The organism is Prescottella equi (assembly GCF_020171745.1).
GTDB classification, from domain to species: Bacteria; Actinomycetota; Actinomycetes; order Mycobacteriales; family Mycobacteriaceae; genus Prescottella; species Prescottella equi_A.
Genome location: NZ_JAIVAH010000013.1, coordinates 95,821 through 121,639 on the forward strand (window position 1 = coordinate 95,821; position 25,819 = coordinate 121,639).

6 protein-coding genes are annotated in these 25,819 nt (G+C 69.8%); all 6 read left to right on the forward strand.

All coding sequences use genetic code 11. From position 1 onward, the window contains the following. Positions 1-3 precede the first annotated feature (3 nt). The 6 genes from LCL87_RS10685 to LCL87_RS10710 all read left to right on the forward strand — a co-directional run bounded on the left by LCL87_RS10685 (position 4) and on the right by LCL87_RS10710 (position 25,784). Positions 4-477 (forward strand): MaoC family dehydratase, encoded by a 474-nt coding sequence (locus tag LCL87_RS10685; protein ID WP_225019415.1) that lies wholly within the window; start codon positions 4-6, stop codon positions 475-477. After that, positions 474-1,328: an HpcH/HpaI aldolase/citrate lyase family protein gene (locus LCL87_RS10690; RefSeq protein WP_225019417.1), complete on the forward strand. Its 855-nt coding sequence runs from the start codon at positions 474-476 to the stop codon at positions 1,326-1,328. The genes LCL87_RS10685 and LCL87_RS10690 overlap by 4 nt, the downstream gene beginning before the upstream one ends. A gap of 4 nt (positions 1,329-1,332) precedes the next feature. Further along, the gene (locus LCL87_RS10695; RefSeq protein WP_225019419.1) at positions 1,333-3,294 is read left to right on the forward strand and encodes an acetoacetate--CoA ligase; all 1,962 of its coding nucleotides are present in this window, start codon (positions 1,333-1,335) and stop codon (positions 3,292-3,294) included. Between the two features lie 161 nt (positions 3,295-3,455). Beyond that, the gene (locus LCL87_RS10700; protein WP_225019420.1) at positions 3,456-4,211 is read left to right on the forward strand and encodes a GntR family transcriptional regulator; all 756 of its coding nucleotides are present in this window, start codon (positions 3,456-3,458) and stop codon (positions 4,209-4,211) included. An 86-nt stretch (positions 4,212-4,297) separates the two neighbouring features. Beyond that, positions 4,298-4,714, forward strand: a complete 417-nt coding sequence (locus tag LCL87_RS10705; protein ID WP_225019981.1) for a PPOX class F420-dependent oxidoreductase — start codon at positions 4,298-4,300, stop codon at positions 4,712-4,714. A 355-nt stretch (positions 4,715-5,069) separates the two neighbouring features. Next, complete coding sequence (locus LCL87_RS10710) at positions 5,070-25,784, forward strand: non-ribosomal peptide synthase/polyketide synthase (RefSeq protein WP_225019422.1); 20,715 nt, start codon at positions 5,070-5,072, stop codon at positions 25,782-25,784. Positions 25,785-25,819: the final 35 nt, after the last annotated feature.

Sequence of the window (25,819 nt, forward strand, 5' to 3'; positions counted from 1 at the left end):
CGAGTGACGGCACGCAAGATCGTCCAGCGTGGGCTGTGGTTCGAGGAGTACGAGACCGGGGTCGTGTACGCACACCGGCCGGGACGCACCGTCACCGAGGCCGACAACGTCCTGTTCACGACGCTCACGATGAACACGCAGGCGCTGCACCTCGACGCCGCGTTCGCCGCGGAGACGCAGTTCGGTGAGCGCCTGGTGAACTCGATGTTCACGCTGTCGACGCTCGTCGGACTCTCGGTGGCGCAACTGACGCAGGGAACCATCGTCGCGAACCTCGGATTCTCCGAGATCACTTTCCCCAAGCCGCTGTTCCACGGCGACACGCTCTACGCCGAGACCGTCGTAACCGACCTGCGCGAGTCCCGCAGCAGGCCGGGGGAGGGCATCGTGACGTTCGAGCACACCGGCCGCAACCAGCACAGCGACGTCGTCGCGACCGCGGTTCGCAAGACCCTCGTCCGCAAGAGGCCCGCATGAGTGATCCCACCGCCGAGAGGCTCTGGGCGGGAACCGTTCCCGGACCGGCCTGGCTGTTCTGCCCCGCCGACCGCCCGGAACGCTTCGCCAAGGCGGCGGCCGTCGCGGACGTCGTCATCCTCGATCTCGAGGACGGCGTCGCTCCGGCGGACAGGGACGCCGCCCGCCGCGCCCTCGTCGAGAATCCGCTCGACCCGGACCGCACCGTCATCCGGGTCAACGCGCACGGCACCGACGATCACGCGCTCGACTGCGCCGCGCTCGACCGCACGCCGTACACCGCGGTGATGCTGCCCAAGTGTGAATCCGTCGACCAGATCCTCGATCTCGCACCACTGTCGGTGATCGCGCTCGTCGAATCGCCGCTCGGGGCGCTCGCGATCGAACGGGCGGTCCAGGCCGAGAACGCCGTCGGCGTGATGTGGGGCGCCGAGGACCTCGTCGCCGCGCTCGGTGGTGCCTCGAGCAGACACGTGACAGGCGGCTATCGGGACGTCGCCCGGCACGTGCGGTCGACCGCCCTGCTCGCCGCGAAGGCGCACGGCAGGTTCGCACTCGACTCGGTGTTCCTCGACATCCCGGATCTCGCCGGCCTCGGTGCGGAGTGCGAGGACGCCGTCGCGGTCGGATTCGATGCGAAGGTCGCGATCCACCCGAGCCAGATCGACGTCATCCGCACCGCCTACGCGCCCACCGCGGAGCAATTGGGTTGGGCCGAAAGGGTTATCGCGGCCGCCTCGCGCGAACGCGGGGTCTTCACGTTCGAGGGCCGGATGGTGGATGCGCCGGTGCTGCGGCACGCGGAAGAGATCGTGCGGCGCTCCGGCGTCGGGCAGGGAAGGGATACGTGACCGCGTGACGAGTGAAGGAACCACCAGTACCCGGCCGCAGTGGGTGCCGACCGACACGGACGTCGCCCACGCCCGGATCACCGACTTCGCGCGCTGGGCCGAGCGCCGCACCGGCCTGACATTCGCGGACTACCGGGCCCTGTGGCAGTGGTCGGTGGACGACCTCGGCGCCTTCTGGCAATCGGTGTGGGACTACTTCGAGGTCGCCTCGGCGTCGGATCCCGGCCCGGCTCTCGCCGTCGACACGATGCCCGGTGCCGTGTGGTTCCCGCAGGCCCGCCTCAACTACGTCGACCACGTGGTGCGGAACGCGCGCACCGACCGTCCCGCCGTCGTGTACGAGAGCGAGGCCGGCGACCGCGAGACGCTGTCGTGGGCGGAGCTGACTCGGCAGACCGGTGCGCTCGCCGCGACCCTGCGTTCGCTCGGCGTCGGCCCCGGAGACCGGGTCGTCGGCTACCTGCCCAACGTCCCCGAGGCGATCGTCGCGTTCCTCGCGACCGCGAGCGTCGGGGCGGTGTGGGCCGCGTGCGGGCAGGACTACTCGGCCCCTGCCGCGCTCGACCGACTCGGGCAGCTGGAACCGAAGCTGCTGATCGCCGCCGACGGCTACCGGTTCGGTGGCAAGGACTACGCCCGGACCGGCGAGATCGAGCAGTTGCGGGACGGCATGCCCACGCTCGCCGCGACCGTGCTGGTACCGCGTCTCGGGACGGGTGCCGTCCCCGGCGCGCTCGGCTGGGCGCAGGCCACCGCCGGTGACGCCGCGCTCGAGACCGTGCCGGTGCCGTTCGACCACCCGCTGTGGATCGTCTTCTCGTCGGGCACGACGGGTCTGCCCAAGGGCATCGTGCACGGCCACGGCGGTGTCCTTCTCGAGCACCTCAAGGCGATCGCGCTGCAGAGCGACATCGGACCCGACGACACGTTCTTCTGGTACACGAGCCCGAGTTGGATGATGTGGAACTTCCAGGTGGCGGGGCTCCTGGTGGGCGCCACCGTCGTCTGTTACGACGGCAGCCCCGCGTACCCGGCGCAGGGCCGGCTGTGGGAGTCGGCGGCAAGGCTCGGGGTCACCGTGGTCGGCACCAGCCCCGGGTACGTCCTGGCCTGCCAGAAGGCCGGGATCGTCCCGGCCGAGGAACACGACCTGAGTGCGCTGCGCGCGGTCGGGATCACCGGGTCCACGCTGCCGGCGTCCTCGTCGTGGTGGCTGTCCGAGAACGTGGGCGCGCACGTGCCCGTCATGTCCATCAGCGGCGGCACCGACGTGGTGTCGGCGTTCGTCGGTGGGACACGAGTCACCGCGGTGTGGCCCGGGGAGTTGTCGGTGCCGTACCTCGGGGTCGCCCTCGACGCGTTCGACGAGTCCGGTCGGCCGGTCCGCGGTGACGTTGGCGAACTCGTGGTCACCCGCCCGCTCCCGTCGATGCCCGTCAGCTTCTGGAACGACCCGGACGGCGCCCGCTACCGGGCGAGCTACTTCGATACCTTTCCCGGCGTCTGGCGGCACGGCGACTGGATCTCGATCACCGAGCACGGTGGTGTCGTGATGCACGGGCGTTCGGACTCGACACTCAACCGCAACGGCATCCGGATGGGCAGCGCCGACATCTATCAGGCCGTCGAACGTCTCCCCGAGATCGTCGAGGCGCTCGTCATAGGTGCGGAGAGAAGTGACGGCGGCTACTGGATGCCGTTGTTCGTGGTCCTCGCGGACGGGTGTGAACTCGACGACGCACTAGCCGAGCGGATCCGTGCGGAGATCCGGGAGAACGCGTCGCCGCGGCATGTGCCGGACCAGATCGTGGCTGCTCCGGGCATTCCCCACACGCGAACCGGCAAGAAGCTCGAGGTCCCGATCAAACGTCTGTTCCAGGGTGGCGACGCGGCCCGAGTGATCGACCGCAGCGCCGTCGACAATGCCGACTTGATCGACTGGTTTGCCCGATTCGGGGCTCGCTGACGGTGTGAGATTACCCATGGGTAGCATCGCTTCCGCCCGTCGTCGCCCACGACACCGACCGATCGCGCCGTAGCGAGGCGAGGAAACAACTAAAGCCTTGTACTCTTCATCGGTACCGGGTCCGGGCGTCTGCCGGGACGGAAGCCGACGAGAGGGACAACGTGGCGGTCGGATCGAAGTCGACTGTGGTGCGGGTGCCCAAGGCGGGTGAGCTCGTCGCCGCGAATCTGCGTCGGCGGATCATCACCGGCGAGCTCGGTGCGGGCGATCCGCTGCCGAACGAATCGGTGCTCATGGAGCAGTTCGGTGTCTCCCGTCCCACCCTCCGCGAGGCCTTCCGGATTCTCGAATCCGAGTCGATCATCACCGTGCTCCGAGGAGCGCGCGGTGGTGCCCGGGTCATGGCGCCGGACGCATCGGTCGCCGCGCGGTACACCGGTCTGCTGCTGCAGTACCAGGGAACGCCGCTGGTCGACGTCTATCGCGCGCGCGCCTCGCTCGAGGTGTCCGCGGTGGGAGTTCTGGCCGGTCCGGGCCACGCGGAGCAACTCGATCGCCTCGCGACGCTGATCGAGGAGGGCGCCGGCCTGGTGGACGACGCCGCCGCGTTCGCGCACCACGACGTGCAGCTGCACCAGAGCCTGGTCGATCTCGCGGGGAACGAGACACTCGCCGTGCTGGCCGGGATGCTCGTGCACATCATCGAGGCGCACAACGCGCTGTTCATCGCGTCGCACGGGGACAACCAGGACAAGCCGGCCGCGCGGGCGGCGCACCGTGCCTACACGAAGTTGCTCGCGCACCTGCGCAGCGGCGACGCGATTGCAGCGCAGGACTTCTGGCGCAAGCACCTCGACGGGATCGAGAAGTACATGGTGGGGGACTCGGCGACCACGCTGGTCGAAGTGCTTTCCTGATTCGAAACCGACCGAACCGGACTCGAACCCGGCGGGCGTCCTGCGACGCGCGTACTGTTCGGTTCGTGAGCAGTCTGCGTGACAGTTTGCAGGACCCGGACGTCCGGGAGTTCCTCACGCGGGGAACCCGGACCGGCAAGCTCGGCTTTCTCTCCGGAGACGGCCGTCCTCTCGTCGCCCCGGTCTGGTTCGTCCTCGACGGTGACGATGTGGTGTTCAACACCGGTGCGTCGACGGCCAAGGGGCGGTATCTCGCCCGGGATCCTCGCGTGACCCTGTGCGTCGATCTGGAGGAGCCGCCGTATGCGTTCGTGCAGATCCAGGGTGAGGCCGTGATCTCGACGGATCCGGACGAGTTGCTGCGGGTCGCGACCGAGATCGGCAGGCGCTACATGGGAGACGGGCGGGCGGAGGAGTTCGGCCGCCGCAACGGGGTTCCGGGGGAGTTGGTGGTTCGGATCCGCCCGACCAAGGTGATCGCCGCGCTCGACGTCACCGAATGAACGTTTGGTGAACTGGTCGGAAATGGGTTCTGCCGGGGCGACCCTGTAGATTGATGCGGGTGTGCTCGACCCAGGTGAATCGGTGATAGACCGCCATAGGTGACCCCTCGGAAAGACCGGGGTTCGGCGAGTCTGCGCGATTGCGATCCACGTGGTTGGCCGTCTCTCCCTGAACTCTGTGACCGGCGTCTGCCGGCGCCCGCTGCTGTAACGAAACAGGTCCGATCAGCAGATACATCCCGAGTGTGTGCCTTGTCGGCTGACCGTGCGAACCCGTGTCGGGCGCAGCTGAGAAGGGTCATGTGTTTCGGTGTCCGCCTCGGGTCGCTCGGCGACATGTGGGCGGGGGCGCGTGATGGTGAGAAGAGAGGCTCTGGGTTTGGACTCGCTAGGCGTCGGTGGACTAGAGGGTGACAGCTCGTTCGGCGGGGACGCACGTCCGTTCCCGCTGTCCCAGGCACAGCTCGGCATGTGGTTCGCACAACACGTGGACCCGTCCGTGCCCGCCAACATCGCGCACTACGTCGAACTCCGTGGCGAGCTCGACATCGCCCGACTGCATCGGGCCAGCGCCCGCGCGGCCGGCGAGACCCGGTCCGGCTACGTGCGCCTGCTCGAAGTCGACGCCCAGCCGATGCAGGTGGTCGACGCCTCGCTCGACGACGCGCCCGAGTACGTCGACCTGCGACCCGAGCCGGATCCGCGCGCGGCGGCCCTCGCGTGGATGCGTGCCGACTACAGCGCGCCGGTCGACCTCCTCACCGACCGGTTGGCCGTCGCCGCGGTCCTGCACGTCGAGGACGGCCTCTACTACTGGTACAACCGTGCCCATCACGTCGTGCTGGACGGATTCGGTGCGACCACGTTCGTGAACCGGGTGGCCGAGCTGTACTCGGCCGACGTGGACGGGACGGAACCCTCGCCGAGCCTGGCGTCGCCGCTCGGGAAGGTCTACGACGCCGACCGCACCTACCGATCCTCGACGCGGTTCGCGTCGGACCGCGACTACTGGCTCGACCGCGTCGCCGGTGTCGAGGAGCCCACGAGCCTCGCCGGCCGTGCGGCGCCGCCCGCGCCACTGAGCCGGATCGACAGCGTCGCCCTGCCCGACGGGACGTCCGCCCGGATGGACGCGTTCCTCGAACGCGAGGACACGACGATCGCGACGGTCGTCATCGCGGCGTTCGCGGCCTACCTGGCTCAGATGACAGGCCGCGAGGACGTCGTCCTGAGCCTGCCCGTCACCGCCCGCACCAACGCCGTGCTGCGGCGCTCCGGCGGCATGACGTCCAACGTGGTCCCGCTGCGCCTGACGGTGACCGCCGACACCACCGTGTCGCAGTTGCTGGGCCGGGTCGCGACCGAGGTGTCGGGCGCGCTGCGCCACCAGCGGTACCGGCACGAGGACATCCGACGTGACGTGACGGGCGCGGCGGGTCAGGCGTCCTTCTTCGGTCCGTGGGTGAACATCATGATGTTCCACACGGAACTGCGGTTCGGCGACACGGTCGGCGAACAGCACATCCTCTCGACCGGTCTCATCGAGGACCTCGGTGTCAACGTCTACCAGGGCATCGCGGGCGCGACGACGCACGTCGACTTCGAGTCGAACCCCAACCTGTACGGCGACGACGAAGCCCGCCGCAACCACGAGCGCTTCGTCGAGTTCCTCGACCGCTACGTGGCCGCCGGGGCGGAGCAGCCGGTGTGGGAACTCCGGCTCGGCACCGAACTCGAGCGCCGCACGGTGCTGGGCGACTGGGTTCGCACGGGGCACGAGTTCCGCCCGCGCAACCTCGCCGAGGCGTTCGACGAGCAGGTGGCGCGCACGCCCGATGCGACGGCGCTGGTGTTCGAGGGCGAGGCGCTGACCTACGCGGAGCTCGATGCCCGCGCCAACGCGCTCGCCCGCACGCTCATCGGAATGGGTGTCGGCCCCGAATCGCTTGTCGGACTGTCCATTCGACGCTCCCTCGATCTGATCGTCGGACTGTACGCGATCGTGAAGTCCGGCGGCGCCTGGGTGCCGATCGACCCGGACCACCCGGCCGACCGGACGGCCTACATCCTCGAATCGGCCGGGCCGGCGTGCGTGCTCACCACGGCGCGGGACGCGGTGGATCTACCGCAGGGCACCGTGTCGATCGAGATCGACACGGTCGACCTCTCGGCGCTCGACGCCGGGCCGGTCACGGATGCCGACCGGCTCGCGCCGCTGCGCCCGGAGAACACCGCGTACGTGATCTACACGTCGGGTTCCACGGGCCGGCCCAAGGGCGTCGCGGTCTCGCATGCCGCGATCGACAACCAGCTCGAGTGGATGCTGCACGAGTACCCGATGACCGAGTCGGACGCGTACCTGCAGAAGACCGCGACCACGTTCGACGTGTCGCTGTGGGGCTTCTTCATGCCGCTGCGGGTCGGTGCGTCGATGGTCGTGGCCACTCCGGACGGCCACCGCGACCCGGTGTACGTGGCGAACAAGATCGCCGAGCACTCGGTGACGGTCACCGACTTCGTGCCGTCGATGCTGACGGTGTTCGTCGCGAATGCTCCTGCCGGATCGTGTGATTCGCTGCGGGACTGCTTCGTCATCGGCGAGGCGCTGCCGCCCGAGACCGCCGCCGAGTTCCGTCAGCTGTGCGGCGCGGGTCTGCACAACCTGTACGGCCCCACCGAGGCTGCGGTGTCGGTGACCTACTACGAGTCGGGCCCGCAGGACACCACGACGGTCCCGATCGGCCTGGCCGAGTGGAACACCCGCGCCTACGTGCTCGATCACCGGCTGCGCCCCGCCCCGATCGGTCAGCCGGGAGAGCTCTATCTCGCGGGCGACCAGTTGGCCCGCGGCTACGTCGGCAGGCCCGACATCACGTCGGATCGCTTCGTCGCCAACCCGTTCGGCGGCGTCGACGGTGTCGGCCACGCGGGTGAGCGGATGTACCGCACCGGCGACCTCGTCCGCTGGCGGGCGGACGGCAACCTCGACTACATCGGGCGCACCGACTTCCAGGTGAAGTTCCGTGGCCAGCGCATCGAACTCGGCGAGATCGAGACGGTCCTGCTCGCGCACGACGACGTGTCGCAGACCGTCGTCCTCGTGGTGCCGACCGCGACCGGCGACCAGTTGGTGGCGTACGTGGTACCCGGGCCCGGGCGCACGATCGTCCCGGCCGAGCTGGCCGAGTTCGCGGGCCGGTCGCTGCCGGCCTACATGGTCCCGGCGTCGGTGACCGTGCTCGACGCGTTCCCTCTCAATACCAGCGGCAAGCTCGACCGCAAGGCCCTTCCGGAGCCGATGTTCCTGAGCAACAAGGAGTTCCGGGCTCCCCGTAGTGATGCCGAGAAGACCGTCGCCGCGGTGTACGCGGAGGTGCTCGGCATCGAGCGGGTGGGGCTCGACGACGACTTCTTCGAACTCGGTGGCAACTCGCTCGTCGCGACCCAGGTCGTGACCAGGGTCGGGGCCGCCCTCGACGTCCGGCTCGGCGTGCGTGAGTTGTTCGAGGCGTCGACCGTCGCGGCGCTGGCGGCACGTGCCGGTGCGACCGCTCAGCGTGGCACCGGGGCCCCTGCGCTCGGCTCGGTCGCCCGCCCCGCACGTATCCCGCTGTCGCTCGCGCAGCAGCGGATGTGGTTCCTCAACCGCTTCGACGCCGAGACGGCCGTGTACAACCTTCCGTTCGCGGTCCGGCTGTCCGGTGCGGTCGACACCCAGGCGTTCTCGGCCGCGTTCGCCGACGTCGTGGCGCGTCACGAGTCGCTGCGCACCGTGTACCCCGAGGTCGAGGGCGCCGCTCAGCAGGTGATCCTGCCCGTCTCCGACGTCGTCCGGCCGCTCGAACCGGTGGCCACGGCGCCCGACGCGCTCGAGGGCACGCTGTTCGGCCTCGCCGCGCGTGGCTTCGACGTGACCACCGAACCGCCGTTCCGGATCGAACTGCTGCAGCTGTCCGACACCGAGTACGTGGTCGCGATGGTGCTGCACCACATCGCGGCCGACGGATCGTCGTTCGGCCCGCTCGCCGCGGACCTCATGATCGCGTACGCCGCCCGCGCGGAGGGCGCGGCGCCCGCATGGGAGCCGCTGCCGGTCCAGTACGCCGACTACGCGGTATGGCAGCACGAGGTGCTCGGCTCCGAGGGCGATGCCGATTCGGTTGCCGCGCAGCAGATCGCGTACTGGAAGCGGACGCTGGCGGGTCTGCCGGACCAGCTCGACCTCCCGGCGGATCGTCCGCGGCCCGCGGTCGCGTCCAACGCCGGCGCCAAGCTGCGCTTCGAGATCCCGGCCGACACCCACGCTCGCCTGCAGGGCCTCGCCCGCGAGCACGGCGCCACGCTGTTCATGGTGGTCCACGCGGCGTACGCCGTCCTGCTGTCGCGGCTGAGCGGCACGTCGGACATCGCGATCGGCACTCCCATCGCCGGCCGCGGCGACGAGGCCCTCGACGGGTTGATCGGCATGTTCGTCAACACCCTGGTGCTCCGGTCCCGGGTGGATCCGACGGTGTCGTTCGCCGACCTCGTGTCGGCAGTCAAGGAGACCGATCTCGAGGCCTACGGCAACGCGGACGTCCCGTTCGAATGGCTGGTCCAGGCGCTCGAGCCCACCCGGTCGCCGGCCCGGCATCCGCTGTTCCAGGCGATGCTGTCGGCCGAGGTCACCGGTGTCCGCGACCTGAGCTTCGCGGGCGTGCGGGCCAGCGCGGCCGAGTTGGACGTGCCGATCTCGAAGTTCGATCTGCAGCTGCAGATCTCGGAGGCGTTCGACGAATCGGGCGCTCCGGCCGCGGTGGCGGCGGTCTTCGAGTACGCCACGGACCTGTTCGACGCGTCGACGGTCGAGTCCTTTGCGCAGCGCTTCGTGCGCCTTCTCGACGCCGTCGTCACCGATCCCGCCGCAGCGGTCGGCGACATCGAGATCCTGGATTCCGGGGAGTTCGACGCGCTGACCGCGGTCCACGGCGATCCCGTGCAGGAGGAGCGACTGCTGGTCGATCTCCTCACGTCCGGCGTCGCGATCGACCCGGCCGCGGCCGCGGTCGGCTGCGCGGGCACGGTGCTGAGCTACCGCGATCTCGACGAGCGGTCGAGCCGGCTGGCGCGGGAACTGATCGCGTCCGGTGTCGGCCCCGAATCCGTCGTGGCACTCGGGTTCCCGCGATCGTGGGAGATGGTGCTGGCGGTGTGGGCGGTCGCCAAGACCGGTGCCGCCTACGTGCCGGTCGATCCGACGTACCCGGCCGAGCGGATCGCGCACATGCTGTCGGATTCCGGTGCGGTGCTGGGCATCACGTCCGCAGCCGATCTCGCCGAGCTTCCGCAGGCGACGCGCTGGCACGCGCTCGCGGACCTCGAAGCGGCGGCGCGCGACCGGGCGTCCGGCCCCGTTCGGGACGTCGAGCGCACGGCCGGGCTGAGGCTGGACCACGTCGCCTACGTCATCTACACGTCGGGCTCGACGGGCCGGCCCAAGGGCGTCGCGGTCACGCACCGCGGCCTCGCCGGGCTGGTGGACCAGACCCGGGCGCTGTACCGGGTCGGCGCGGGTGACCGGGTGCTGCACATCTGTTCGCCGAGCTTCGACCCGTCGGTGCTCGAGTGGACGCTGGCGTCGTCTTCCGGCGCCGAACTGGTGGTCGTCCCGCCCACGATCATCGGTGGCGCGGAACTGCATGCGCTGCTCGCCGAGCAGCGCGTCACGCACGCGATCATCACCCCTGCGGTCCTCGGTTCGGTCAACGCGCACGACCTCGAACACTTGCGCGTGGTGTCGGTCGGCGGCGACGCCTCCTCCGCCGAACTCGTCGCCCGCTGGGCGCCGGGCCGGCAGTTCTTCAACGCGTACGGACCCACCGAGACCACCATCGTCTCCACTCGCGCGGAACTGTTCGCGGGTGAGCCGGTAACGATCGGTGGCCCGGTCGCCGGTACCGGGGCCCTGATCCTCGACTCGCGGCTGCGGCCCGTCCCGGTCGGGGTCGCCGGTGAGCTCTACCTGACCGGCCACGCGCTCGCGCGCGGCTACATCGACCGTCCCGCGCTCACCGCCGACCGGTTCGTCGCGAGCCCGTTCGGCGGGCCCGGCGAGCGGATGTACCGCACGGGTGACGTCGTCCGCTGGACCGCGCACGGGGCGATCGAGTACGTCGGCCGGTCCGACTTCCAGGTGAAGGTGCGCGGCTTCCGCATCGAACTCGGCGAAATCGATGCCGCGCTCACCGATCATCCCGACGTGTCGTTCGCCGCGACCGTCGGCCACCGCATGCCGTCGGGTCAGACCGCGCTCGTGTCGTACGTGTCGGCACGCGACGGCGTCGACGTGGCGGCAGTTTCGGATCATGTTGCGTCGCTGCTGCCGTCGTACATGGTGCCCGCGTCGATCGTCGTGCTCGACGAGGTGCCGCTCACCCCGGTGGGCAAGCTCGACCGCGCCGCCCTGCCCGCACCGGTGTTCGAGGCGCGCGAGTTCCGGGCGCCGACGACACCGATCGAGGAGATCGTCGCCGACGTCTTCGCCGACGTCCTCGGCGTGGACCGGGTCGGTCTCGACGACGACTTCTTCGCGCTCGGCGGCAACTCGCTGATCGCGACGCAGGTGATTTCCCGCCTGGGCGCGGCGCTGGACACCCGGATTCCGGTGCGGGTGCTCTTCGAGGTGTCGACCGTCGCCGCGCTCGCGGCGCGCGTCGAACAGCACGCGGGCGCCGGTGCCCGGAAGGAACTCGTCGCCGGACCCCGCCCGGCGCGGATCCCGCTGTCGCTCGCGCAGCAGCGGATGTGGTTCCTCAACCGCCTCGATCCCGAATCGCCCACCTACAACCTGGCCTTCGCGCTGCGGCTGTCCGGTGGCCTGGACGTCGGCGGCCTGCAGATCGCGATCATGGACGTTCTCGACCGGCACGAGTCCCTCCGCACGGTCTTCCCTGATTCCGCGGACGGACCTCATCAGGTGGTGCTCGACGCCGTCCAGAGTGTGCCGAACCTGTTGCCTCGGGACGTGTCCCGTGAAGGGCTGCGGCACGCGACGCTGACCCTCGCCGGTCGCGGATTCGACGTCACCACCCAGACGCCGGTTCGAGCCGAGCTGTTCCGCCTCGATTCCACCGAGCACGTGCTGGCGATCGTCGTGCACCACATCAGCGCCGACGGCTGGTCGATGGGCCCGCTCGCGCGCGACATCATGGCGGCCTACGCCGCCCGCACCCAGTGGGATCAGCCCGCATGGGTTCCGTTGCCGGTGCAGTATGCGGACTACGCGCTGTGGCAGCGCGAGATCCTCGGCTCCGAGGACGACCCGAACTCGGTGATCTCGAGCCAGGCCCGGTACTGGACCGGGCACCTCGACGGGCTCGCCGACCAGCTCGACCTGCCCGCCGACCGGCCGCGGCCGGCGCACCAGTCCTTCCGCGGTGCGCACGTCGAGTTCGAGATCTCCCCGGACACACACCGGGCGCTCATCGATCTGGCGCACGCGCACAACGCGTCGCTGTTCATGGTCGTCCACGCCGCGTTGTCGGTGCTGCTGTCGCGGCTCAGCGGCACCTCTGACATCGCGATCGGCACCCCGGTCGCCGGGCGCGGTGAGCAGGCGCTCGACGATCTCGTCGGCATGTTCGTCAACACCCTGGTCCTGCGGACCGAGGTCGAGCAGGACGCCAGGTTCACCGACGTCCTCTCACGTGCGCGGGACGTCGCGCTCGGGGCGTTCGCGCACTCGGACATTCCGTTCGAGCGACTCGTCGACGTCCTCAACCCCACCCGGTCGACGGCACGGCATCCGCTCGTCCAGGTGATGCTCTCGTTCGAGAACCTCGGCGCCACCCATCTCGACCTGCACGGACTCACGATCGACAAGGTCGACCTCGATGCCGCGGTCGCCAAGTTCGATCTGCAGTTCACCTTCCGCGAGGCCATCGGAGCAGACGGACTCGCGGAGGGCATGACCGGCGAGTTCACCTACGCGACGGATCTGTTCGACGAGCCGACGGTGCGCGCGTTCACCACCCGGTTCCTCCGCGTGCTCGAGGCTGTCATCGCCTCGGCGGACACCGTCGTCGGCGACATCGACCTGCTCGGTGCCGACGAGGCAGCCGAGCTGACCGGACCGGCTCCCGTGGCCGCGCCCGCGCCGGTGCTGCTGGCCGATCTGCTGACGGCCGCGGCGGACATCGACCCCGATGCGGTCGCGCTCATTTCCGGTGACACCGGGGTGACGTATCGCGAACTCGACGAGCGATCCACCCGACTGGCGCGCCTGCTCGTGTCGCGTGGCACCGGCCCGGAGGACGTCGTCGCTGTTGCGCTGACCCGCTCGGTCGAGTCCGTCACCGCGGTGTGGGCGGTCGCCAAGTCCGGCGCCGCGTTCGTCCCGGTGGACCCGAACTATCCGGGTGACCGGGTGGCGCACATGGTTTCGGATTCCGGCGCTCTGCTGGGTGTGACGACGTCCGAGCATGCCGCGGGTTTGCCGGAGGGCATTCCGTGGCTGGTCCTCGACGACGCCGCGGTCTCCGCCGCGGTCGACGAGCAGTCGCCGGTCCGGATCACGGACACCGACCGGGTGCGCGCTCTCACGACGAGCCATCCCGCCTACCTCATCTACACCTCCGGTTCGACGGGTGTGCCGAAGGGCGTGGTGGTCGCGCACACCGGTCTGGCCGCGTTCGCGGCCGAGCAGGTGGAGCGCTACGGCGTCGAGTCCGTTTCGCGGACACTTCATTTCGCGTCGCCGAGCTTCGATGCGTCGATCCTCGAGTTGCTCATGGCGTTCGGCGCCGGGGCGACCATGGTGATCGCGCCGACGTCGATCTACGGCGGTCAGGAACTGACCGAACTGCTGGCTGTCGAACGAGTGACGCATGCGTTCGTCACTCCGGCGGCGCTGGCATCGGTGGACCCGTCCGGCCTGGACGCGCTGCGGGCGGTCGTGGTCGGTGGTGAGGCCTGTTCGGCCGATCTGGTTGCGCGGTGGGCCACCGGCGGCCGGCGGATGTTCAACGCGTACGGCCCGACCGAGGCGACCGTGGCGTCGAACATCTCCGATCCGCTGGTTCCGGGGGAATCCGTCACGATCGGACGGGCGATCCGCGGTGCGAACACCTATGTGCTCGACGCGCGGCTGCGCCCGGTCCCGGCCGGGGTCGTCGGCGAGTTGTACCTCGAGGGAGCCGGACTGGCCCGCGGCTACCACGCCCGTGCCGGTCTGACCGCACAGCGATTCGTGGCAAACCCGTTCGGGGCGCCCGGATCCCGCCTGTACCGCACCGGCGACGTCGTGCGGACGAGCGGCGACCGAGTGATCGAGTACGTGGGCCGCGCCGACGATCAGGTGAAGCTGCGTGGCTTCCGGATCGAGCTCGGCGAGATCGAGGCCGTCCTGCTGCGACTGGACGCCGTCGCGCAGGCCGTGGTCGTGGTCAAGCGCGAGCAGTTGGTGGCGTATCTCGTTGCCACGGAAGGCGAGTCGATCGATTCGTCCGCAGTGAAGGATGCCGTCGGACGCGCGCTCCCGTCCTACATGGTGCCGGCGGCCGTCGTCGTGCTCGACGAGCTGCCGATCAGCGGAAGCGGCAAGCTCGACCGGCAGGCGCTGCCGGAACCCGAGTTCGAGTCCCGCGCGTTCGAGGCGCCGGAGACGTCGCTCGAGAAGATGGTCGCCGACGTGTTCGCCGACCTGCTCGGCGTCGACCGGGTCGGGCGTGGTGACGACTTCTTCGAACTGGGTGGCAACTCGCTGACCGCGACCCGCGTGGTCGCACGCCTCGGCGAGGCGCTCGACACGTCGGTGCCGGTGCGGGCGATGTTCGAGTCGTCCACCGTCGGCGCCCTCGCCGCGTGGATCGAACAGTTCTCCGGCACGCGTGGCCGTCCGCGCCTCATGGCGCAGCGTAGGCCCGACGTCGTGCGGCTGTCGTACGCGCAGCAGCGCATGTGGTTCCTCAACCGGTTCGACACCGAGTCGGCCGGCAACAACATCCCCGTCGCGGTGCGCCTGTCGGGTCTGCTGGACCGGACCGCGATGCGCGCGGCCGTCGCCGACGTGATCGCGCGCCACGAGTCGCTGCGCACCGTGTACCCCGAGGTCGACGGTGTCGGCAGCCAGGTGGTCCGGCCGGCATCTCGGACGGGGATCGCGCTGGACCCGATCGCCGTCACCACGGACGAGCTGATCGATGCGCTGGGCGATCTCGCGCGGTCGACGTTCGACGTCACCCGGGAAGTGCCGCTGCGCGCGGCACTGTACGAGCTGAGCCCCACCGAGCACGTGCTGGCGCTGGTCGTGCACCACATCGCGGCCGACGGCTTCTCGATGGGCCCGCTCACCCGCGACATCATGGTCGCGTACACCGCGCGCTGCGAGGGAAAGACGCCGGCCTGGACCCCGCTGCCCGTGCAGTACGCGGACTACGCTCTGTGGCAGCGCGAGGTCCTCGGCTCGGAGGACGACGCGGATTCGCTGATCTCCCAGCAGGTCTCGTACTGGACCGACCGGCTCACCGGCTTGCCGGAGCAGCTGGATCTGCCGGCGGACCGCACCCGGCCGGTGGTCGCGTCGGGTCGCGGTGCGACGCACCGGTTCACGATCGACGCGCTGACGCACCGGGCCGTCGAGACGATCGCCCAGCAGGCGAGCGCGACCCCCTTCATGGTCGTCCACGCGGCGCTGTCGGTGCTGCTCGCGCGGCTGAGTGGGACGTCGGACATCGCGGTCGGCACCCCGATCGCCGGTCGCGGCGAGCAGGCGCTCGACGACGTGATCGGTATGTTCGTCGGCACGCTGGTGCTGCGGACCGAGGTCGACGGCGCCCGCTCGTTCGAGGAACTGCTGGCGCAGACGCGGGAGACCGATCTGGCTGCGTTCGCGCACGCGGACGTGCCGTTCGAGCGTCTGGTGGAGGTGCTCGACCCCGAGCGCTCGCAGGCGAGGCATCCGCTGTTCCAGGTGATGCTCACCTTCCAGAACCTCGGCCCGCTCGCCCTGGAACTGCAGGGGCTCTCCGTCTCGGCGGTCGACATCGACGCCGCGGCCGCCAAGTTCGATCTCCAGGTGACCGTCGCCGAGTCCGTGGACGAGTCCGGCGGGACGGCAGGTCTTTCCGTCGAGCTGACGTACGCCACCGATCTGTTCGACGAATCGACCATGGTGTCCTTCGGGGACCGGTTCGTTCGTCTGCTCGACGCGGTGACGGCCGATCCCTCGATCGCAGTGGGCGACGTCGAGGTGGTGGACGCATCGGAGCGTGCGCTGCTGCAGCAGTGGAACGCGACGTCGCACCCGGTGCCGGACGCGACGCTGGTGGATCTGTTCGAGCAGCAGGTCGTCCGGACGCCGGACGCTGTCGCGGTGGTGTTCGAGGGCGAGTCGCTGTCGTATGCGGAGTTCGCGGCGCGGGTGCATCGGACAGCGCGGTTCCTGATCGCGGAAGGTGTCGGCCCCGACACCCTTGTCGGCCTCGGGATGCGGCGATCACTGGATCTGTTGGTGGGCATGTATGCGGTGCTGACCGCGGGTGCCGGGTATGTGCCGGTGGATCCGGATCAGCCGTCGGAGCGCAACGGCTACATCCTGGACACGGCTGTTCCGGCGTTGGTGCTGTCGACGTCGCGAGACGGTTTCGAGGTCGCGGGGGAGAGGTCTGTCTCCGTCGTGAATCTCGACGAGACGGATGTGTCCGGATTCTCGGATGCTCCGCTGTCGGATGCGGATCGGGTTGGGCCGCTGCGTGGTTCGAACACCGCGTATGTGATTTTCACGTCGGGTTCGACGGGTCGTCCGAAGGGTGTGGCGGTCGAGCATGCGGCGATTGTGAATCGTCTGGTGTGGATGCAGGCCGAGTACGGCCTGACTGCGGACGACACGGTTCTGCAGAAGACGCCGTTCACGTTCGATGTGTCGGTGTGGGAGTTCTTCTGGCCGTTGCAGGTGGGTGCTCGTCTGGTGATCGCCGCTCCGGACGGTCATCGGGATCCGGCGTATCTCGCGCGGGTGATGGTGGAGCAGTCGGTGACGACCGCGCATTTCGTGCCGTCGATGCTCGCGGTGTTCGTCGCCGAGGCGGCGGCGCAGGACGTCACGACGCTGCGAAACGTGTTCGCGTCGGGTGAGGCGTTGCCGGCGTCGACGGCAGAGCGTTTCCGGGAAATCTCGGGTGCGGCGCTGCACAACCTGTACGGCCCGACCGAGGCTGCGGTGGACGTGACGTTCCACGAGGTCACGGCCGCGGACGAGGCGAGTGTGCCGATCGGTGCGCCGGTGTGGAACACGCAGGTGTTCGTGTTGGATGGGCGTCTGAATCCGGTGCCGGTGGGTGTTCCGGGTGAGTTGTATCTGGCGGGCGTCCAGTTGGCGCGCGGCTATGTGGGGCGCAGTGATCTGACGGCGGATCGTTTCGTGGCGAATCCGTTCTCCGATGGCGGGGAGCGGATGTATCGCACGGGCGATCTGGTGACGTGGACTTCCGACGGTGAGTTGGAGTACATCGGCCGTACCGATTTCCAGGTGAAGTTGCGTGGTCTGCGGATCGAGTTGGGTGAGATCGAGACGGCGCTGTTGGCGCAGGAGTCGATCGCGCAGTCCGTGGTGCTGGTCAAGAATGATCAGCTGGTCGCCTATGTGGTGGCAGACGGGCCGTTCGATGCCGAGGGTACGAAGGCTGTCCTGTCCGGGAGCTTGGCGTCGTACATGGTGCCTTCGACGTTCGTGGTGCTGGATGCGTTCCCGTTGAATGCGTCGGGCAAGTTGGATCGGAAGGCGTTGCCGGAGCCGGTGTTCGAGGTGCGCGAGTTCCGGGCGCCGATGACACCGACGCAGGAGATCGTCGCGGGTGTGTTCGCCGATGTGCTCGGTGTGGATCGGGTGGGTCTGGACGACGACTTCTTCGCCCTCGGTGGTAACTCGCTGGTGGCGACGCAGGTCGTGGCCCGGTTGGGTGCGGCGTTCGACACGACGGTTCCGGTGCGGGTGCTGTTCGAGGCGTCGACGGTCGATGCGCTGGCTTCGGCGTTGCAGTCGCTTGCGGGTGCGGGTGCCCGCAAGGCGCTCACGGCAGGGCCGCGTCCGGACCGGATTCCGTTGTCGCTTGCGCAGCAGCGCATGTGGTTCCTCAACCGTTTCGAGCCGGACTCGGCGGTGAACAACATTCCGGTCGCGATCCGGCTGACCGGCACGTTGGAGGCCGACGCGCTCGGCTCCGCGCTCCGTGATGTCGTCGCGCGGCACGAGTCGCTGCGCACGGTTTTCCCGGACGTCGACGGCGTGGGCGCGCAGACGATCCTGCCCGCCGCCGCCGCGAAGGTCGACCTCGTCGTGGAGTCCGCGACCGACACGGAAATCGTCGCCCGGATCGAGGAGCTGGCATCGGCCGGCTTCGACCTCACATCGGATGTTCCGCTGCGCGCCAAGCTGTTCCAGCTGGCAGCAGATCAACACGTCCTCGTCCTCGTGGTGCACCACATCGCGGCCGACGGTTTCTCGATGGGTCCGCTGACCCGCGACGTGATGCGCGCCTACGCGGCCCGCTCCGCCGGCGAGGTTCCGGGCTGGGCGCCGCTGGACGTCCAATACGCCGACTACGCGCTGTGGCAGCGCGAGGTCCTCGGCAACGAGGACGAGCCCGAGTCGCTGATCGCGCAGCAGGTCTCGTACTGGACCGGGCAGCTCGCCGACCTGCCCGAGCAGCTGGATCTGCCGTCGGATCGGCCCCGGCCGGCCGTGGCCTCCAACAGTGGCGCCACGCACAGGTTCTCGATCGATGCCGAGCTACAGGACGGCATCGACAACGTCGCTCGAGTGCACGGTGCGACGCCGTTCATGGTGGTCCATGCGGCGCTGGCGGTGCTGCTCGCACGGCTGAGCGGCACCTCCGACATCGCGATCGGCACCCCGGTCGCGGGCCGCGGCGAGGCCGCCCTCGACGACCTGATCGGCATGTTCGTCGGCACGCTGGTGCTGCGGACCGAGGTCGACGGCGGACGGTCGTTCGCGGATCTGCTCGCGCAGGTCCGGTCCACCGACCTGGCCGCGTTCGAGCACGCGGACCTGCCGTTCGAGCGTCTGGTCGAGATCCTCGACCCGGAACGCTCGCAGGCCCGGCATCCGCTGTTCCAGGTGATGCTCGCGTTCCAGAACCTCGATCGCGCGTCGCTCGAGCTTCCCGGGCTGAGCGCGTCGGCGGTCGACTTCGACGCGGCCGTCGCGAAGTTCGACCTCCAGGTGACGGTCGAGCCGTCGGGGAGCGGCTATTCGGTCCAGCTCACCTATGCCACGGACCTGTTCGACGAGCGGTCCATGCGGGTGTTCGGCGAGCGGTTCGTGCGTGTCCTCGAGGCCGTCACCGCGGATTCGTCCGCGATGGTCGGCGACGTCGGCCTGCTGGACGCGGTAGAGCGGTCCCTGGTCCTGGGTGGCTGGAACGCGACCGATCACGCGGTCGAGGCCGCCACGCTGGTGGACCTGTTCGACGCGCAGACGGCTCGGACGCCGGACGCCACGGCACTCGTGTTCGAGGGTGCGTTGCTGACTTATGCCGAGTTCGCGGCGCGGGTGCGCCGCACGGCGCGGCTGCTGATCGCCGAGGGCGTGGGCCCGGACACCTTGGTGGGTCTGGGTATGCGTCGATCGCTGGACCTGCTGGTGGGCATGTATGCCGTGCTCGCCGCGGGCGGCGGGTACGTCCCGATCGATCCCGACCAGCCGGCCGAGCGCAACGCGTACATCCTGGAGACGGCGAATCCGGTTCTGCTGCTGAGCACCTCGCGTGACAGCGTCGACCTGCCCGGCTCCGCGCGCCCCGTGACTCTCGACGACGTGGACCTCTCGCGGTTCTCGGACGCCCCGGTCACCGATGCGGAGCGTCGTGCGCCGCTGCGGCCGACCAACGCCGCGTACGTGATCTTCACTTCGGGTTCCACGGGCCGGCCGAAGGGCGTGGCCGTGGACCACGCCGCGATCGTCAACCAGATCGAGTGGCTGTGCGCCGAGTACGCGCTGTCGGCCGACGACGTCGTGCTGCAGAAGACGCCGTTCACGTTCGACGTGTCGCTGTGGGAGCTGTTCGGCACGCTGGCGGTCGGTGGCCGCCTGGTGATCGCGGCCCCCGACGGACACCGGGATCCGGCGTACCTGAAGTGGGTCATCGAGGAGCAGTCGGTGACGGCGACGTCGTTCGTGCCGTCGATGTTGACGGCGTTCACGGCGGAACTGGCGTCCGGTGACTGCGAATCGCTGCGGCTGGTGCAGGTGGCCGGTGAGGCGTTCCCGACCTCGGCCGCCGACCGGTTCAACGCGGTAAACCATGCCGAGTTGCACAACCTCTACGGTCCGACGGAGTTCGCGGTGCACGCGACGGCGCGCCCGGTCGCGGGCACCGTCGGCGCGAGCGTCCCGATGGGCTCGCCGGTCTGGAACAGCCGGGCGTACGTGCTCGACGGTCGTCTCGCGCCGGTCCCGGCGGGCGTCGCAGGCGAGCTGTACCTCGCGGGAACCCAGCTGGCGCGCGGCTACTTCGGCCGCGCCGATCTCACGGCGGACCGCTTCGTGGCGAATCCGTTCTCCGACAGCGGCGAGCGGATGTACCGCACGGGCGATCTGGTGAAGTGGACGGTCGGGGCGAGCGAAGCGACGGGGGATTTCCCTGCGGGCGAGCTGGAGTACCTGGGCCGCACGGACTTCCAGGTGAAGCTGCGTGGTCTGCGGATCGAGCTCGGCGAGATCGAGACGGCGCTGCTGGCGCTGCCGGAGATCACGCAGTCCGTCGTGCTCATCAAGTCCGATCAGCTGGTCGCCTACGTGGTCGCGGACGGCGCGCTCGACGTCGACCGGGTCAAGGCCGCGCTGGCCACGTCGCTGACGTCGTACATGGTGCCGCAGACGCTCGTCGTCCTCGACGCCTTCCCGCTGAACGCGTCGGGCAAGCTCGATCGGAAGGCGCTGCCGGAGCCGGTGTTCGAGACGCGGGCCTTCCGGGCTCCGACGACGCCGACGCAGGAGATCGTGGCCGGCGTGTTCGCCGAGGTTCTCGACGTCGACCGGGTGGGTCTGGACGACGACTTCTTCGCCCTGGGCGGCAACTCGCTGGTCGCGACGCAGGTGGTCTCGCGCCTGAGCCGGGCCCTGGACACGCGGGTCCCGGTGCGGGAGCTGTTCGAGGCGCCCACGGTCGAGACCCTCGCGGCGCGGCTGACACAACAGGCCGGCGGTACCCGCCAGGCGCTGGCGGCCCGGCCGCGTCCCGAGCGGATTCCGTTGTCGCTCGCGCAGCAGCGCATGTGGTTCCTCAACCGGTTCGACACCGAGTCGACCGCGTACAACATTCCGCTGGCGCTGCGGATGTCCGGGGACCTCGACGTCGCGGCGCTCGAATCGGCGCTCGCCGACGTGACGGCACGGCACGAGTCGCTGCGCACGGTGTTCCCGGCGACCGACGACGGCCCCGCGCAGGTCATCCTGGCCGCGGCGGACGCACATGCGCCGCTCCGGGTCACCGACGTGAATCCGGCCGACGTCCCGGACCGGTTGCGCGAGCTCGCTGCGACCCGGTTCGATGTCACCTCCGACGTCCCGATCCGGGTGGAGCTGTACCGCACGGGCGCAAGCGAATTCGTTCTCGGCATGGTCGTCCACCACATCAGTGCGGACGGTGTGTCCCTCGCACCGCTCACCCGCGACGTCATGACGGCGTATGCCGCGCGCGCTACCGGGCACGCCCCGGGCTGGGCGCCGCTCGCGGTGCAGTACGCGGACTACTCGCTGTGGCAGCGGGAGATCCTCGGCGACGAGAGCGATCCGGAGTCGCTCGCCGCGCAGCAGCTCGGGTACTGGAGCGACACACTCGCCGAGCTGCCGGACCAGCTGAATCTGCCCACCGACCACCCGCGTCCCGCAGTGCAGACGTTCCGCGGCGGACTCGTCGAGTTCGAGATCGACGGCCCGACGCATCGGGCGCTGCGCGATCTTGCGCGCGAGCAGAACGCGACGCTGTTCATGGCGGTGCATTCGGCATTCGCGGTGCTGCTGTCGCGGCTGTCGGGCAGCGACGACATCGCCGTCGGCACCCCGATCGCGGGTCGTGGCGAGGCCGAACTCGACGCGCTCGTCGGCATGTTCGTCAACACGCTCGTGTTCCGCACCCGCGTGGACGGCGCGCAGTCGTTCGTCGACCTGCTGTCCGGTGTCCGCAACACGGACCTCGAAGCGTTCGCGAACGCGGATGTGCCGTTCGAGCGGCTGGTCGAGCACCTCAACCCGACCCGGTCCACGGCGCGGCACCCGCTGTTCCAGGTGGGCTTCTCGTTCCAGAACCACGACAGCGGCACGCTGGAACTGCCCGGGCTCACCGTCGAGGCGGCCGAGATCGAATCGGGTGTGGCGCAGTTCGATCTGCACCTCATCGTCGAGGACCGCTACGACGACAGCGGCGACCCGGTGGGCATGAAGGCGTCCATGACGTACGCGCTCGACCTGTTCGACGAGCCGACGGTCCGCTCGTTCGCGGACCGCTTCGCCCGCCTGCTCGGCACCGTCGTCGTCAAGCCGACGCTGCCCGTCGGCGACGTCGACCTGCTCGGACTCGACGAGCGCGCGCGACTGCTGGTGGAACACAACGCCACCGCGGCTCCGACCGAACGGGCGACCCTGGTCGACCTGTTCGACGCCCAGGTCGCGGCGACCCCCGACGGGGTCGCCCTCGTCAGCGGCGCCGAGCGGGTCACGTACGCGGAGTTCGACGCCCGCGTCAACCGTCTCGCCCGACGATTGATCGCGGACGGTGTGGGGCCGGAGTCCATGGTGGCCCTGTCCATTCGCCGTTCGGTCGATCTGCTGGTCGGCATGTACGCGGTCGCGAAGGCCGGCGGCGCCTACGTTCCGGTCGACCCGGACCAGCCCGCGGAGCGGACCGGCTACATCCTCGATGCTGCGCAGCCGGTGTGCGTGCTCACCACATCGCGGGACCGCACCGCGGTTGCCCAGTGGCCGGTGCTCGAGATCGACACCGTCGACCTCGACTCCTTCCCGGCCACTTCGGTCACCGACACGGATCGACTGCGCCCGCTGGACTCCCGCAACACCGCGTACGTGATCTTCACGTCGGGTTCGACGGGTCGGCCGAAGGGCGTCGCCGTGTCGCACGGCGCGATCGTCAACCAGTTGCTCTGGATGCGTGACGAATACGCGTTGGACGCGTCGGACGCCGCGCTGCTCAAGACCGCCGCGACGTTCGACCTGTCGGTGTGGGAGTTCTGGTCGATGACCACCTGCGGTGGCCGGCTCGTCATCGCGTCGCCGGACGGTCATCGCGACCCGGGCTACCTGCTGGACGTGCTGCGCGACGAGCAGGTGACGACGCTGCACGTGGTCCCGTCGATGCTGTCGATGCTCACGACGACCGCCGGTGGGGCGCTGCCGTCGTCGCTGCGCCGCATCTTCGCGATCGGTGAGGCACTGCCGGCCGCGACGGCGCAGTCGTTCCGCGCGCACAACACCGCGGTGCTGCACAACCTGTACGGACCCACCGAGGCGGCGGTGTCGGTGACCCACCACGAGGTGACCGACGCGGACACCGTCGTCGTGCCGATCGGTGTGCCGGAGTGGAACACCCGGGTGTACGTCCTCGACTCACGGCTGGGCCCGGTGCCCGCCGGGGTGACCGGCGAGCTGTACCTCGCGGGCGCACAGTTGGCCCGCGGGTACCACGGCCGGGCGGACCTCACGGCCGACCGCTTCGTCGCGGACCCGTGGGCGACCGGGGAGCGGATGTACCGCACCGGTGACGTCGTCCGCTGGAATGCCGCGGGCGAACTCGAGTACGTCGAGCGCGCCGACTTCCAGGTGAAGGTGCGCGGCTTCCGCATCGAACTCGGCGAGATCGAGGCGGCGCTGCGGGAGCTTCCCGCGGTGCGCGAGGCCGCCGTGACGGCGTACACCGACGGTCACACCGGCACGCGTCTCGTCGCGTACCTGGTGGCCGACGCCGGCACCGACACCGCGGCGGTCAACGACGCGCTGGCGCGGACGCTGCCGTCGTACATGGTGCCGTCGGCGTACGTGGTGCTGGAGACCTTGCCGCTCAACACGAACGGCAAGCTCGACCGCAAGGCACTGCCGGAGCCGGTGTTCGAGGCCCGCGACTTCCGGGCCGCGACGACGCCGATCGAGGAGATCGTCGCCGGCGCCTTCGCCGACGTCCTCGGGGTCGAACGGGTCGGTCTGGACGACGACTTCTTCGAACTCGGCGGCAACTCGCTCGTTGCCACCCAGCTCGTGGCTCGCCTCGGTGCGGCGCTCGATACGCAGGTGCCGGTGCGCGTGGTGTTCGAGGACTCGACCGTCGCGGGTGTCGCGGCCGCGGTCACACCGCTCGTCGGCCAGGGCGGACGCCCCGCGCTCACGGCGCGGCCGCGCCCGGCGCACGTTCCGCTGTCGCTCGCGCAGCAGCGGATGTGGACCCTCAACCAGGTCGACACGGCCTCGGCGGCCTACAACATCCCGGTCGCCGTGCGCCTGTCCGGCGCGCTCGACGCCCGGGTCCTGGCGAGCGCCGTGGCCGACGTGATCGCGCGGCACGAGGTGCTGCACACCACGTACCCGGACAGCACAGACGGCCCGGCGCAGGTACTGGTCCCGGCGGATCGGGCCGTGCCGCGGTTGCAGCCGATCGCGGTGACCGAGGCCGACGTCACCGACCGGTTGATCGAGTTCCTCGGGCGCGGGTTCGACGTCACCACCGAGGTTCCCGTCCGGGCGGCGCTGTTCGCGGTGGGCGAGACCGAGCACGTGCTCGCGTTTGTCGCGCACCACATCGCGGCCGACGGGTTCTCGATGGGCCCGCTGATCCGCGACGTCATGCTCGCGTACGTGGCCCGGGTCGACGGCGGTGTGCCGCAGTGGGAGCCGCTGGGCGTGCAGTACGCCGACTACACGCTGTGGCAGCGCGAGGTTCTCGGCGACGAGTCCGATCCGGAATCGGCCGTGACCCGGCAGATCGCTTACTGGGTGGACGAGCTGAAGGGGGCGCCGGAGCTGTCGGCGCTGCCGACCGATCGCCCGCGCCCGGCCCGTCCGTCGCTCGCGGGCGCCGCGGTTCCGTTCGCTGTCGATGCGGATCTCGCTGCGCGCGTGGAGAAGACGGCACGCGAGCAGGGCGCGACGACGTTCATGGTCTTCCACGCTGCGCTCGCGGTCCTGCTGTCGCGGCTCGGCGGATCGAACGACATCACGATCGGCACCCCGGTCGCGGGTCGCGGTGACGCCGCCCTCGACGATCTGATCGGCATGTTCGTGGGCACGCTGGCGCTGCGCACCCGCGTCGAGCCGAGCGCGTCGTTCGCGGATCTGCTCGCGCAGGCACGGACCCAGGATCTTGCGGCGTTCGCCAACGCCGACGTGCCCTTCGAGCAGGTGGTCGAGGCGGCCGGTGTCCGTCGATCGAGTGCCTACTCGCCGCTGTTCCAGGTGATGCTCACGTTCCAGAACATGCAGACGGGCACGTTCGCGCTGCCGGGCCTCGAGGTGTCGGCGTTGGATCTCGGTGCCGATCAGTCGAAGTTCGATGTCCAGCTCACCGCGGTGGAGCAGTTCGACCAGGCCGGTGCCCTCACCGGCATCGACGGATCGTTCACCTACGCCACCGAACTGTTCGACCGGGAGACGGTCGAGGTCTTCGCCGACCGGTTCGTGCGCATCCTGGACGCCGTCACCGCGAACCCGGCGGTGGTGCTGCGCGCGATCGACGTCACCACCGACGCTGAACGGGCGGCACTCGAGCCGAAGAAGCAGCTCACGGTCGACGACCTCCCCGAACTGGTCGCGGGCGCCGCGCGGGTCGCGCCGGACACGGTGGCCATCGCGCACGACGGCACCGACGTCACGTTCGGGCAGTTGCACGAAAAGCTGGAGGCGACCGTCACCCTGATGGGCGCGGCGCTGAAGGCGGAGGCACTGATGACCGTCTCCCTGACCGGCCTGCTGCCGGGCATCCTGCCCGCGCTGGGCGCGGACGGGTACCGGGCGGCAGTTGCCGAGATGATCGTCGCCGCATCGGCGATCATCGAGGGCGGACACGAGTGATCGCAGTCGGATGATGCGGGGGAACCGACCCGTCG

Bases quoted from the DNA above. Each gene is read 5' to 3' on its own strand.
- LCL87_RS10690 (WP_225019417.1), top strand. From the start codon at position 474: ATGAGTGATCCCACCGCCGAGAGGCTCTGGGCGGGAACCGTTCCCGGA.
- LCL87_RS10710 (WP_225019422.1), top strand. From the start codon at position 5,070: ATGGTGAGAAGAGAGGCTCTGGGTTTGGACTCGCTAGGCGTCGGTGGA.